Raw genomic sequence first — 14,779 nt, 5'->3', positions numbered from 1 at the left:
GCTTATCTAAAAGCCCTTCTGCGCTTACTGATCTTCTTTCGTTTTTCAGTGCGGCAAAGGTAAGCCAACTTACCTATACCAAACAAGTTTATGTAACAATAAATTCATATTCCGTTCATTTTTTATCTTAACACGCTGGAACGTAAGGTGAAAAAATTTTAAACAAAATATAAATTTTGGGCATCTGGTATTTAGAAACAGGAATAAAATAGGATATCCTTATTTTAATGGTGTATCATCTTTATAGATAAGGCTCAGAAACTCGGCATAGGATTTCTCCAAACCATGAACATCTCCGGATTTAAGATTCAAGCCACCATTTCCGGAAGTATCTGATTTAACTTTCAAAGATGAAATCTGAAAATACATATTATCCTTATTATCTTTTGGCTGAACTTTTATAGTAGAGCCTAAAAGTTTTTTTGTTGAAACAGTATAGATTTCTCCGGGAACAATTTTTACTTTTATAAATGTTCGGGGCTGTAAGGTATAGTCTTTCTGATTAACGCTTATTTTCTGTGCTTTTTCTGAAGAGGCAAATACATATACCATACCGTCCTTTCCTACTAATTTTTCTTTGGGTGTATAATAGAGTCCGATTTTATAGTTTGCTACATTAAAGGGCTGGGGAGTTCCATCGACATTTTCAAATGGTTTTAGTGCAAATGTATTGGCTCCGATTTCTTTTGCTTTTTTATATACTAATGAAAAAATTCCAGCGTCATCTTTTGAAAATCCCTGAACTTCTATTTCTCCCAGATAAATTGTTTCTGATATGGTATCATCTTTCCTGTATAGAAATTTATCCTGGTTATCATTTGTTTTTTCTACTTTAATCAGGTAAACATTTTGTGCATTCCAAAACTGGAAGCATAATACTGAAAAGACGATTGCTAAATTTTTCATATGCTGTATAATTATTGTTGTGAAAGTATGCTTACACATTCTTCCAGGCTATTTTCCCAATGTTTAGCTTCTATATTGTAGATCTCTTCTATTTTATCTAATGACATGGTACTTCTGACCGGTCGTTTTGCCGGGGTTGGATATTGCTCTGTTGTCAGAGGATTTAGTTTTACTGACGATTTTGAAAACTCAGCAATTTTTTTAGCAAATTCAAACCATGTTGTTTCCGGATAGTTTGAAAAGTGGAAAATACCAAACGTTTTTACCGGAGATTCAATAATGCTCATTATTGCTTCAGCAAGATCATTGGCATTGGTTGGCTGCCCGAACTGATCGGCAACTATTCCCAGCTCTTCTTTTTGAGAGAATAGATTCAGCATAGTCTTAACAAAGTTTTTATTAAACTCAGAATACAACCATGACGTTCTTAAAATAATAGTTTGGGGATTAATTTCCAAAGCAAGCTCTTCTCCTTTTCTTTTTGATTGTCCATATACTCCTATAGGACTTGTAAAATCATCTTCTGAATAGGCAAGGTTTGTATCTCCATCAAAGACATAGTCTGTAGAGACATGAATTAGGATACTTTTATAGTCTGTACAAGCCTGAGCAAGATGGGCAACTCCTTCAGCATTTACGGCAAATGCTTTTTCTTTCTCTTTTTCTGCCAGGTCTACAGCTGTATAAGCTGAAGCGTTGATGCAATAATCTGGCTTGTTATCGTAAAAAAAGTCATTAACCTGCTCTTCGTTTGTAATATCTAAGGTTTTTGAATCTGTAAATAAGAATTCATATGTATTTTCAAAATCGGGAGCAATTTTTCTAATGCAGTTTCCTAACTGTCCATTGCTTCCTATTACTAGTATTTTCTTCATTTATATTATTATTTTAAATTGATAAAGATTGGCTTTCAACTTTAAGAGTTTCTTGCGTTTTGAGATCTCAGGAATTTAACTCTTGGCTGAAAGTCTTTCTGTTCTAAATCTACATAAAACTTATGGAATGTCTCTTTGATATCTTCAGGATGAATTTCCGACTTTCTGGTTTTAATATTGAAATAAATAACCGTTACCCAAAGCACTGCATGAACAGTCTTTTCGTCCAAGCTTTTCATCAGAATTTCTACCTTGGCTGTCCTATCCTGTATTTCTATTGTTTTACTGCTTATTACGACCTGGGTATTGTATCTTACTTCTTTTAAATAGGCAATTTCATTTTGAATTGCGATCCAAGTACAGCCAGTCTGTTTAGTATATTCCTCATAGGTAAATCCATAAAATGTTTCTACATGATCCTCTCTTGCATTGAACATATAGTCCAGATATTTTACATTATTCAAATGTCCGATCGGGTCACAATCACTAAATCTAACTTTAACCGTGGTTGATACTTCTTTTTCCATTCCGCAAAAATAAAAAAACCACCTCTAAAAGAGGCGGTTAGTTTTATAAATCTTTGTTAATTCGCAGAAATTATTGAATTCCCAATTCTTTCTTTACAGCTGCAGTAGCATCTGGTCCTGCTTTGTAAACAAATGCTGCCGAATTTGCATCCATGATATAATCATATCCACTAGCTTTAGCTACTTTTTCTACTGCATCGTTTAGTTTTTTCTCAATAGGTGCGAAAGCAACATCTTGTTTTGCCTGTAGATCTTTTTGAGCTTTGTCCTGCATTTGAGCTATTTCTTCCTGAATTTTTTGTAATTCACCTTCTCTAGCTTTGTTTTCTTCTGCAGTTTTCTTAGGCGCTTCTTCAGTATACTGCTTTAGTTTTACCTGTCCTGCATCAGCTTTTTTCTTAATCTCAGCTTGTTTAGTATCTAAGAATGTTTTGATATCAGCATCTGCTTTTTTCTTTTCAGGCATTGCATTAAGAACTCCCATCACATCTAAAGTAGCAATTTTTTGAGCTTTTGCCATACCTACCGATACAACCATCATTACTGCTGCAAATAATACACTTAATTTTTTCATAACTGGTATAATAAATAATTTAATTTGTTTTTAGACTTTAAATTTAAGCAAAAGTTAATTTGATAATTACTTTTTATTTTTGCTATTCGATTTTTCTTTCTTATCTGTACCTTTCAACAAAATGTCTAAGACCTTGTCTGTAAAATCATATTTTTTCTGGAGAAAAATAACACTAATGTTATTGCTTTTATCAAGAACTATGCCCAAACCATTTTTCTCAGACATTGTTTTAATGGCATTCCATATCTGATCCTGAAACGGTAAAACAAGATTTGTTCTCAGTTTTGTAATTTCACCATTGGCTCCAAAACGAAGACTGGTAGTTGTTTTAACATTCTTATCAAGATCTACTACTTCTTTTTCTCTTAGCTTTAACTGATCTCCTATCAATAATACTTTTTCACTTTCAAATGCAGATTTCTTTCTTTCATACTCTGATTGCAGATTCTGAAGTTCTGACTGCCAAGTATCGATCTGTGAGTTTAATCTTGCTTCGGCTTCTTTATACTGAGGTAATTTATTTAAAATATAATCAGTATCCACCACTCCTATTTTCTGGGCATTATTAAACCCGAACAATAAAAGCAATACGAATGTGAAAGTTACTTTAAAGTTTTTCATATCTATAATTATAATGATTGGTTCATCAAGAAGTGAGTCTTCCATCCTGATGGTTCTGTTCCGGAAATTGTCTTATCAAATCCATAAGCGAAGTCAAATCCAATTAATCCAAATGCTCCCATATAAACCCTTACCCCTATTCCTACTGATCTCTTCAGCTGGAAAGGGTTATAATTTCCCCAAGAATTCCAGACATTACCTCCTTCAGCAAACGTCAATGCGTAAATCTTAGCTGTCTGATTCATTGAAATCGGATATCTTAGCTCTAAGGTAAATCTGTTATAGATGGTTCCGCCTCCTTTTGGAGTAATATCTCCCTGAGAAGCATCTCCTCCATAGGTAGAGGCATTTTCATATCCTCTTAAAGGGATTAATTCTCTACCGTCATATCTACCTCCGAAAAGACCGGTTCCTCCCATATAAAATCTTTCAAATGGCGGAGCTCCTAAATTACTGTTGTAGCCATCCATGAAACCCATTTCAGCAGAAGACCTTAAAACCAACTTCCCGGCAATTTCATTATATACATCTGCCTTGAATTTAATTTTATAGAATTCCATCCACTTATATTTATCGATAGCAGCCATTGTAGAATAATCTTTATTACCAAACAATGAATATGGAGGGGTCAGTTTTGCAGAAAGCTCGATATTAGAACCCATTGTAGGGAAAATAGGGTCAATACCCGCTGAATTTCTGCTCAAACCTACATTGATACTAAAGTTATTAGCATCTCCATAATATTCTGTAGTATCTCCAAACTGGAAAGGATAATTACTGAAGTTATACTTTTGGAACTGAATACCTGTATACAATGAGAAGTAATCATCAGGCCAGTTCAAATATCTGTTTAATCCGACAGTTGCCGAGAAGATATTTAATTTCTGTGAGCCTCCAACAGCATCACTATATTTTACTCTTGAGTTATTTAAACTTACAGAAAGTGCAGTTGGTCTTGTTCCGAATAACCATGGTTCAGTAAATGAAATACCATAGTTTTGGAAATACTGCCCTGCCTGCATTTGGATAGATAATGTCTGTCCGTCCCCCTGAGGTACTGGTTTAAAGTCTTTAAATTTAAGGAAATTCTTTAGAGAGAAGTTATTAAACGTCAGTCCTAAAGTACCGATAAAGCTGTTGCCCCCATATCCGGCCTGCAGCTGAACCTGAGAAGATCCTTTTTCTACAAGCTTCCAGTTAACATCTACTGTATTATCTATCTGATTTGGCTGAATGTCCTGTCCGATCTGTTGTGGATCAAAGAAAGACATCCCGGCAAGATCAAAATAAGTTCTTTTAATTTCTGTCTTTTTGAAAAGATCTCCAGGTCTTGTTCTTAAAGCTCTTAGGATAACGTGGTCATGGGTTGTCGTATTTCCTTGCCATGTTACTTTATTCCATGTCGCCTGTTCTCCTTCATTAATTCTTATTTCAAGATTAACGGCATTTCCTGTTACGGACTTTTCTATTGGTGTTACATTGGAAAAAAGGTACCCATTATTCATGTATACAGATTTAATATCTGAATCATCTTCTTTACCACCATCTTCTCCAACTTTTTTGTTGAATCCTACGGCATCGTAAATATCTCCCTTCTTATATCCTAATAATCTCTGTAAGTAATCTGTAGGGTATACGGTATTTCCGGTGAATGTAACATCCCCGATATAATACTTTTTACCTTCATTCAACTTTACATTGATTTCGTAATTATTTCTCTTATTTCTCCATACAGAATCTGAAACAATTTTCGCATCTCTGTATCCTAAGGAGTTATAATAATTGATCAGTCCACGTTTGTCTTCCTGGTATTTATCTTCGATGAATTTTGAAGATTTCAAAATTCCACCGATACCAAAACGTTTTTGTTTTGTTTCTTTGAAGGCTTTATTTCTAAGTTTACTGTCTGTAATACTTTCGTTGCCTTCAAATTCAATATGGTCAATTTTTATTCTCTTACCTTTATCCACATTGATCGTCCAGTCTACTAACGCAGGATCTCCTGCATTAACTTTATCTTCAATATTGATTTTAGCATCAGCAAAACCTTTTTTAATGTAGTCTTTCGGAATGTTTGTCTTAAGGCTTGAGATTAAGTTCTGAGTAATCTTTGTTCCCGGCTTCAGATTGTTATCTTTAGCAAGTTTTTCACTTTTAGATTTACCTATTCCTTTCCCTTTGAATTTTACTTCTCCAAGTTCTTTAAGGTCTTCCAGATAGAATCTAAGAATTACAGTTTGCCCTTCAATACTTTGAACATAAACTTCCACTTCGGAAAAAGATTGTGTATCCCATAGCTTTTTAACAGCATTGCTGATTTTTTGTCCTGGAATGTCTACACTTTCTCCTTTGGATAATCCTGTAAATCGTAAGATTTGAGCTGGTGTATATTTTTTTACCCCATCTACAACAATGTCTTTAAGTGTATAAGTACCTACTTCACTTTCTGCATGCACAGCATTGTTTACTTTTGTGCTATCCTGTGGAGTTACTTGTCCATAAAAATGCGCAGAAGCAGCAAACATAATGATGGGTAATAGTCTAAACTTCATTTTATCGAGTCTTTCTTTTCTTAAAATTTTATTGGCCTGTTAGTTGCTCACCGGTTAATCCGTATCTTCTTTCTTTGTTTTGGTAATCTACAATACACTGAAAGAAGATATCTTTGGTAAAATCCGGCCATAGAACATTTAAAAATTGTAATTCTGCATAGGCAATCTGCCAAAGAAGAAAATTACTTATTCTTATTTCTCCACTGGTTCTTATCAGCAAATCTACAGGAGGAAAGTCTTTTGTATACAGATAGTTTTCGAATAAATTTTCATCAATATTCTCTACCTCTATTTTTCCTTCTTTTACATCAGAACTTATATTTTTTATGGCATTCAAAATTTCGTTTTGTGAGCCATAGCTTATAGCCAATACTAAGTTTCCTTTTGTGTTTTCTTTTGTAAGTTCTACCACACGCAGCAATTGTTCTCTTACTAATGGAGGCAGTTTCTCTATATTCCCTATAACATGCATCCTTAATCCTTTACTGAAGATCTCTTCTGCCTCAAGCAGTAGAGTCTCTACCAATAGATTCATAAGGCTATTTACTTCTTCAGTAGGACGGCTCCAGTTTTCTGAAGAGAACGTATAAAGAGTTAAATAGGGAATATTGATCTCATTACATGCATTAATGGCATTTCTTACAGCATTAATGGCATTTTTGTGGCCGAAAGTTCTTTCTTCACCACGAGATTTTGCCCATCTTCCATTGCCATCCATAATGATAGCCACGTGTTTCGGTAAATTCTCAGAATTTATTTTATCTTTAATCAACGACATATTAATTACTCACAATAACATGGAGGTCTTCCGAATGAAAACGTCAGTCCTAAACTGAAAGTATTCATCCAATCATTAGATTTATCATCTCCAATATTTCTTTTTTTAATAAACTCCTCTTCTCTTTCTTTAGCAACAGCATAATAGTTTCCTGACTGCAATAATGAACCTCCGGTGGTAGGGTCTAAAATATCTGCATTATAAGAAGCTTTGATATCTTTAGGCAGAACTTTGCTGTGATCCAGCTGGTCTGTCAATGTATATCTAAATGTTGCTTCTGCAAATATAGCCCATGAATGGTTAAATTTATATTTCAAACCAACACCAAAAGGAATATGCATTGTCACTTTTTTTCCTAATGAATACTCGGTGGAAGTTTTAAAGTCCAATTCATTGATAGGCGCTTGTGCTACCCCATCAGCATCTCTTCTGAAATCATTTATAAGAGTAGCCTTGGGAGCATCAAACATTAAAGCTCCGATACCTCCGAAAATATATGGACTTACCATGCTTATCTGCTCGTTATTTATTGGAAAAAAGTTGTATTCAAACATTAAGCTTGCTTCATACACATTATTCTTTCCAAATGAGTTTCTATTTTTTCTGTATTCTTCTTTCGCAACCTTGTCGCTAAACTGAATCTGGTTATACCCTAAATCCAATCTAACAGTCTGGTGCGGATTAAAATTAAATCTATATAATAATCCTCCATAAAATGGGAATCCCCAATCTGAAACTTTATTTAAATCCAACGGCTTTTGTAAAATATAATTCGTACTTCCTACATCTCCCACTAGGTTACTCATACCTAGACGAACTCCCAATTCGTTTCTTTGTGCCTTAACACTTACTACTCCAAGGAGAGCAAGGAAGCTAAACAATAATTTTTTATTCATAAAAGAATATGGATTTATGGTTATTTTAAAATTTAATTTTTGCAAATATAAAACATTTTTATATTAATGATAATCTTAATGTTTAGTTAAAAATAAACAAAAAAACATAATTTGTTATAAAGTAAACGATAAAGTGGCAAAAATATTCTTTTTTTCACAGATTGAAAATACATAATATATAGAAAAACCCCCATTATATGAGGGTTTAAAGCTCTATTTTTTATTAAACATTGTCTGTACTTTATTCCTTATCCTGATTAGTAATGGTTCTTTATAATTTTTATCTTCATCAAAATAACCGTAACCATAGCCATAACCGTAGCCATAGCCATAACCGTAACCTTGTTTTGTGTTATAATCATTATAAATAAGTCCTAAATGATTAATTTCATTATTATGGTACTTATCAGTAATCATTTTAAGCATATATTTCTCAGTATACTCATGACGAACGACATAGATATTGGCATCAGAGTATTTCATTAATTCATAAGAATCTGCTACCAGACCTACTGGCGGAGAATCTATAATAATGAAGTCATATTTTTCTTTTAGCTCTTCCAAAAACTTAATGTTTCTCTGGCTCATTAAAAGTTCAGAAGGATTTGGCGGGATAGGTCCAGAGGTTGCTACATCTAAATTCGGAATTCTGGTTTTATTAACAATCTGGTCTATTTCTACTTCTCCTGTCAGATAATTTGAAATACCATATTTATTATCAATTTTAAAATCTCCAAAGATCTTTGGTTTTCTAAGGTCCATCCCTAACAGAATTGCTTTCTTATCACTCAATCCAATCACAGAAGCTAAATTGATAGAAACGTAGGTTTTTCCTTCTCCACCAATGGAAGAAGTCACCAGTATTACTTTTCCTTTTTCTTCTTCATTATCGTTATTCATTAAGAATCTAATACTCGCTCTTATTCCTCTAAATGCCTCTGAAACAGATGACTTTGGTTGTTCCAAAACAGTAAGCATATTTTCGTTATTGTTGTTTCCTATAACACCTAGTAGCGGAATTTTTGTTGCACTTAATAGTTCTTTGATATTTCTAACTTTATTGTCAAGAAGTTCTCCGATTAAAATAAATAAGAAAGGAAGGAGTAACATTCCCAACATAATAATAATCTTGGCCAGCTTTATATTAGGTGCGATAGGGTTTTGCCCTAAATTTTTGGCAGGGTCAATAACCGTGATATCAGACTGATTGGTTGCCATTCTCATCTGGGTATCATTCTGCCTTCCTAAAAGACTGTTATATGTAGATTCTATCATATTATACCCGCGTTCTGCATCCAGATATTTTCTTTCTTTTTCAGGATATAAAGCAAGGTCTGAATTGGCGTCCGAGACTTCCCGATCAATTTTATTGATCTCATCATAATATTTAGTATAATAATTTCTCAGACTATTTGAAGCACCCATTCTTGACTCATTAATAAGCCTGTTAATTTCTTTCATGGGTTCAGAATTCGCTTTATAAATCAAAGCCATTTCTGATCTTTTGGCATACAAAGCCTTCAATTCGGTAACCGATGCAGAGAACATACCATCTTCGAAGCCTGCAGCGTTCGTTCCGATCATTTTGTCGAAATCCTGAGACTGAAGGGTATTCTTAATCGTATTCAGTGAACTTATTTTACTTACCAGATCAGCCTTTCGTGCTTCAAGTTCTTTTATCTTATCCAGAGACTTCTCATCCCTGTCTTTAATATTATAAAGTTTCTCTGATGTTTTTAAATAATTCAGCACTGAAGCACTGGAATCTAACTTCTTTCTTATATTACTTAAATTTCCCTGCAGATAAATTTCCGTGTTTTTATTTACTATATTTTTATCAGCGAGTCTTTTCTTTTGAAGTTCAGCTACAGATTTATTAAGAAAGTTTACTGTACTGTTCAGGTTGTACCCTTTTTTTACAATAACCATTATCGTACTGATCTCCTTATCGAAATCTACAGAAATTGTAGAAACAATATCATTAACACTTTCATTGACAGTATTCAGATTAATAATAATATTCTCAAACTTTATTTTAGGAGTTACCGAGTTTTGAACCAGCTTAAATCTTAAGTTAGGAGAATTATACCATTCATTTATCCTAATAATCTTATTAGCAGGTCTGGTATAAGGTCTAATGGCCTGAAAGTTTTCTGCTTCGTAGCTGTATAAGTTGGTAGATTCTCCTTCTTCCGGAAGAACTACCTCATATGTTCCATTTCCTTTTGGGATTAGTGTAATTGGGTAATGGGTCTGCTGAAGATGTTTTTTATCAATTTCAAGAAATACAGGAGAGTCATCCTTATCCAAATAGGTAGACTTTATAAGTCCTTTGGTAGAATAATTAACAAAAAGATCCAGTTCTTTTACCAGAAACTCGTTGTGAGATCTCGATAAAAGCATCTTCTTTAAAAATATTCCATCCTGATTGCCATTTTGTCCCCAGATAAAATTAATAGACTGACTTGCCTGAGTGGGCTGTAAAAAGCTGGCAGTATTGTTTGAGGTACTTAAAGAAATATCTGAGGCAAATATATTCTGTGCATAATATTTACTGTATACCCAAGAAACGGCATATCCAATAAACAGCATAAGCACAAACCAATACCAGTTTTTAAGTACTCTTCTTACAAAATGTTCAATATCAAATAATGCAAACACCCCATACTTTTCTTTTGAGGAGTCATTTTTCCCTACTGTATTGTCTTTTCCTGGAATCATAGGATTAAAGTTTTTGTAGGATTGTATATAAAGTAAGTGCCGTTGTAATTGCCGTCACACTGGTAAGTAAGGTCTGAATAGGATCTTTTCCGAATCCGTTCAGGCTTTTCTTTCTGGTGTTAAGATAAATTTCATCTCCGTTCTGCACATAATAAAAAGGGGAATTCATAAGATCTTCCCGGGTAAGGTCTATTTTAGCAATTTTAATTCCTTCCGGTAATTTTCTATGAATTACAACATTTTTCCGGTCAATTGTTCTGTTCAGTCCACCATTTATAGCTAAGGCTTCGGTAATGGTCATTGTATTTTTATGAGCCACTTTTTCCCCTGAAATACCGGTAGTTTCTACATCTCCAAGAATATAATAGGTAATTCCGTTCGTATTTAATCTTACTTCAGATTTACCATCCTGAAAGTTTTCATTTACTTTTCCTTGAATTTCTTTGCTTATATCATCCAATGTTCTTCCTTCAGCTTTTATATAGCCTACTCCAAAAACATTGATATCTCCATTAGAATCTACTTTCAAACCGTTAAAATAAAAGCTTGTATTTCCTCCAAAACTGGAACCTTCTCCAGTTCCTCCGCTGGCTCTTCCTGCTCCGGAACTGGCATTATTCAAAACGGGAATACCTACTCCTCCGGATGCATTATAGGCAGAATAAAACTGGGCAGCATCTCCTTTAGGGGTGGTAACGATGTTTAAATTGAGGATATCATTTTTAGTAATCCTATAAACAGGGATATTGTAGGGAACAAGACCTTCTTCGTTTATGACAAGACTCTCACTTGGCTGTAAATATCGCACATCCTTTGTTGTGATGCAGGAAGTAATTAAAAAGGGTAATATTAAAAATAAATACTTAAAGTTCTTCATCATGTTAAAATATGTTTACAAAAGTAAAGATTAAATTGTTAATTTTTGTTATTTCTTAACCGATACAATAAATCCGGTAAATAAGCTCCCAAAAAGCCCAATGAAATAATAACCAATAGCAGTAGATTTACATTCATATGTCTTAAATAATAGGCAATTCCTACAATCATCAGATAGTAAAGAATGATATAGAAGGATGATCTCCTGTGGGTAAGGTCAAGTTTCAGCAGCTTATGGTGGATATGGTTTTTATCTGCATCAAAGGGTGACTTTTTATTGTAAAGCCTTATCATAATTACATTTAACGTATCTACAATAGGCAGGATCAAAATAGCAACAGCCACAACAGGTGCTGATTGTAAGTGGTATCTTGGTACATCTGCCAGTTTTTTATCAATAAAAATATCAATAAAACAAATGGAAGTAAATGCCAGTAAAAAGCCCAGCAGCATGGAGCCTGTATCCCCCATAAATACTTTGTTGGTCCTATAGTTTGACAGATTATAATACAGAAATGCCAAAACAGTTCCTATAATGACAACAGATAAAATAACTAGTGGATAATTGTATTCCCCCAATCTGTAATAGCTTATTCCGAACAAGGCACTGCAAATCACGGAATATCCGCCCGCAAGCCCATCTATACCATCTATCAGATTAAAGGCATTGATAAGAATAATGAAAGTAATAATACTAAATACAACACTTATGAAGTAACTCAGTTCATATACTCCAAATATTCCAAACAGACTTCTGATTCTGATATCTGAGCCGATAACCACTAATGAAGATACTATGATCTGTGCTACAAGTTTTTTATACGCTCTCATTACCACAATATCATCCATTACTCCTACATATAGCAGGATAATTAATGATGCAAATAAGAACTTATAGAGATCAAACAGCTCGTAGGCAAAAATAGAAGCACAGATTCCTATGGAATAGAAGATAGCTATACCTCCAAGGTTGGGAATTTTTCTGAGGTGTGAGCTTCTTATTCCAGGCTCATCCATCAGATTCTTTCTTCTTGAAATCTTTACAATGGTAGGTATAGAAAAAAAAGTGATTAAAAAGGAAAATATAAAACCCAACCCTATCTTCACATAGAAAATAGGTATTCCCGATCCGCTTAAGAACAATTCAAAATTTTTCATTTTTTTTCTTATTCAGTTACACATGCCTCGTTTGAAAAATCATCACATAGATATAACGAATCATCTACATCATAATGCTATTATCCGAAACAATAGTACTTACACTTGTGTTTACATTAATTTTCTTATCAGTTTCTTCTGCCCTGCAAAAAATAACAGATAAAAAATCTTTTTTTTCACTGGCAAAGATAAAAGATAATTCTTACCAAAACGATTATAGTTCAATATATCTTGAATTTTTATATGTCTTTTTTTTATGAAAAAATCCAGTTGTTCAGCCATTTCATAAAACACTTCATCTTTTTTAACGAATGCGAGATACGCCAGAAACGAGTACACTCCTTCAAAAATCTGAAAATTTTTCAGTTCTTTTCTTTTATGGGTGTACTGGGATTCATTAAAAGTATTTTCAACATCTGCTACTGCTTTCAGCATATCAAGTCCTTTTTCAGTATGGGTCTTTGTAATGGAGTCCGTACGTTCAAGGTACTGATAATGGTAATTCTGAGTCTGAGCAATAGTACTGCATTCCAGCAGCAACTGTGGAATAAGCTGAATATCTTCAAAATGTACTCCTTTCTTAAATCTTTTCTGATGAAAGAGTTCTTTTTTAAACAATTTGTTACAGGCAAAATAGCTGATATCAGAAAAGACAGAGAAGTTTTTTTCAAGGTCTATTTTCTCAGGCATATTAGGCATTTGAGTAAGTTTCTGGGTAATTGCTCCATGTTGATCCACCTTTTGAATATTGCAGATCACCATTTGAGTCTGATGTTTTTCCGCCAGCAGAAGCATTTCTTCAAACATTTTTTCTGTAACATAGTCATCACTGTCTACAAACCCGATATAATCACCCGTAGCTCTGTCAATTCCGAAGTTCCGGGCATCACTTAACCCACCATTTTCTTTGGTGAAAGCTTTAATTTTCTCGGGATATTTTTGAGAATATTCTTTAATGATATCTTCAGAACGGTCTGTACTGCCATCATTCACAACAAGAATTTCAATATTTTGAAGAGTCTGATTAACCAAAGAGTCAAGACATTTTGCCAAATACTTTTCGACATTATATACAGGAACAATGATTGAAACTTTTGAAAGGCTATTTATCATACATTAAATTTTCGTCAGCCTTGCATTCAACCAGCCCTTTTTGGCATCATCAAAATCTTTTCGGGAGCACGGAATACAGTTTTCTATATCCTCGTCTTCGCCAAAATACCACAGGTTACTGAAAGTATCCCGTTTGAAAGTGTACTGTCTGTCGTCAACCAACACATAGAATATTTCGTAGTGTCTTTCTTTCGGATGAGACCTTTGAATATTAATACCTTCTGCGAGGTACCAGAGCATTTGAGCTAATAGCTGGTGATTCAGTTGATTTTCAGAATAGATATTATAATTAAAGATTCCTACAGATTTCAGATGTTCACTCAGTCCTATTTCTTTCATATAGGCACAAATCTCTCTTCTGTTCAACCCATTCACCTGAGGATTCATAGAAAAAGGCTCACTGAAACTTTCAATAGCATCGCAATTTACTGTTACAAGATCTGCTCTTCTGAAGAAAGGTTCTGTTTTCTCAGTAGAATTCATCATTTCAGCCAAACGGACAATATCAAACTCTACTTCCTTAATCAATCGGACAGAGTCTATTTCATTTAAATGTTTCTGGTATCCTAAATGGTGATAATTTTTAATAGAAAAATTCTTGGCTCCAAAAATTTTGCTTAAAAAAGTATGCTCATTAATTTCTTCCCCCTGCTTAAGAGAGATCATATTACTGATCTGAGTAAAATTGAGACTTTTCTGATGAAAATTTAATGCTGAAAATAAGGAATAGGCAAAGTCGTTGGAACCTCCAATAATTACCGGAACAGCTCTTTTATAATGACAGGCCGACAAAACTTCCTGCAAAATATAATGGGTATCCTGAACAGATTTCCCTGAGACCAAATCTCCAAGATCTACAATAGGGATTTCAAAATCAAGCTGAGAAAGCTTATAGAATTCCTTTCTGACTGCTGTAAAGTCCTGTACTTCCGCTTCACCGCCTGCTCCTCTGTAATCCGATACAAATAAAAGTACAATACTGTCCTCTTTTATATCTTTTGTAATCCGACTTCCAATCTGCCAGGTTTCTGTTTTGAAATTTCTTGGTGAAATGATAAAGTCTCCAAAATCCATATTAATTAAAAAAATTTGATAAGGTGATAATTTACTAATTGCTTTATATAACAAACATACAAAAAAAACCACAGCAACTCCTTACCTCTACACTGCATTTATTAATAA

The 14,779-nt window shown here is 33.8% G+C and carries 13 protein-coding genes; all 13 read right to left on the bottom strand.

Annotation, left to right across the window (positions count from 1 at the left end; all coding sequences use genetic code 11):
• Positions 1-219: 219 nt before the first annotated feature.
• Positions 220-906: a hypothetical protein gene (locus MP478_RS15000; RefSeq protein WP_230032374.1), complete on the bottom strand. Its 687-nt coding sequence runs from the start codon at positions 904-906 to the stop codon at positions 220-222.
• A gap of 11 nt (positions 907-917) precedes the next feature.
• Positions 918-1,781, bottom strand: coding sequence for a dTDP-4-dehydrorhamnose reductase (rfbD, locus tag MP478_RS14995; protein WP_257200884.1), 864 nt, complete (start codon positions 1,779-1,781; stop codon positions 918-920).
• Positions 1,782-1,822: 41 nt separating this feature from the next.
• A complete protein-coding gene (locus MP478_RS14990) occupies positions 1,823-2,308 on the bottom strand; it encodes a thioesterase family protein (protein ID WP_084087138.1) in 486 nt (161 codons plus the stop codon).
• Positions 2,309-2,378: 70 nt separating this feature from the next.
• Complete coding sequence (locus MP478_RS14985) at positions 2,379-2,882, bottom strand: OmpH family outer membrane protein (protein WP_230032378.1); 504 nt, start codon at positions 2,880-2,882, stop codon at positions 2,379-2,381.
• Positions 2,883-2,948: 66 nt separating this feature from the next.
• Positions 2,949-3,503 (bottom strand): OmpH family outer membrane protein, encoded by a 555-nt coding sequence (locus MP478_RS14980; protein ID WP_230032380.1) that lies wholly within the window; start codon positions 3,501-3,503, stop codon positions 2,949-2,951.
• An 8-nt stretch (positions 3,504-3,511) separates the two neighbouring features.
• The gene (locus MP478_RS14975; protein WP_257189750.1) at positions 3,512-6,055 is read right to left on the bottom strand and encodes an outer membrane protein assembly factor; all 2,544 of its coding nucleotides are present in this window, start codon (positions 6,053-6,055) and stop codon (positions 3,512-3,514) included.
• Between the two features lie 28 nt (positions 6,056-6,083).
• On the bottom strand, positions 6,084-6,833 hold the full coding sequence (locus MP478_RS14970) for an isoprenyl transferase (RefSeq protein ID WP_230032382.1): 750 nt from the start codon (positions 6,831-6,833) through the stop codon (positions 6,084-6,086).
• A gap of 5 nt (positions 6,834-6,838) precedes the next feature.
• Complete coding sequence (locus tag MP478_RS14965; RefSeq protein WP_257189749.1) at positions 6,839-7,729, bottom strand: porin family protein; 891 nt, start codon at positions 7,727-7,729, stop codon at positions 6,839-6,841.
• Positions 7,730-7,942: 213 nt separating this feature from the next.
• On the bottom strand, positions 7,943-10,450 hold the full coding sequence (locus MP478_RS14960; protein ID WP_257200883.1) for an exopolysaccharide transport family protein: 2,508 nt from the start codon (positions 10,448-10,450) through the stop codon (positions 7,943-7,945).
• A gap of 4 nt (positions 10,451-10,454) precedes the next feature.
• On the bottom strand, positions 10,455-11,327 hold the full coding sequence (locus tag MP478_RS14955; RefSeq protein ID WP_047492515.1) for a polysaccharide biosynthesis/export family protein: 873 nt from the start codon (positions 11,325-11,327) through the stop codon (positions 10,455-10,457).
• A 38-nt stretch (positions 11,328-11,365) separates the two neighbouring features.
• On the bottom strand, positions 11,366-12,484 hold the full coding sequence (locus tag MP478_RS14950) for a glycosyltransferase family 4 protein (RefSeq protein WP_257200882.1): 1,119 nt from the start codon (positions 12,482-12,484) through the stop codon (positions 11,366-11,368).
• A 111-nt stretch (positions 12,485-12,595) separates the two neighbouring features.
• Positions 12,596-13,597 (bottom strand): glycosyltransferase family 2 protein, encoded by a 1,002-nt coding sequence (locus MP478_RS14945; RefSeq protein ID WP_257200881.1) that lies wholly within the window; start codon positions 13,595-13,597, stop codon positions 12,596-12,598.
• Positions 13,598-13,600: 3 nt separating this feature from the next.
• Positions 13,601-14,671, bottom strand: coding sequence for a formimidoylglutamase (locus MP478_RS14940; protein WP_257189744.1), 1,071 nt, complete (start codon positions 14,669-14,671; stop codon positions 13,601-13,603).
• Between the last annotated feature and the right edge of the window lie 108 nt (positions 14,672-14,779).

It is taken from the genome of Chryseobacterium sp. WG14, from assembly GCF_024586945.1.
GTDB lineage: Bacteria > Bacteroidota > Bacteroidia > Flavobacteriales > Weeksellaceae > Chryseobacterium.
The sequence above is the reverse complement of the archived record's forward strand: the minus strand, read 5'-3'. Positions and strand labels throughout refer to the sequence as shown.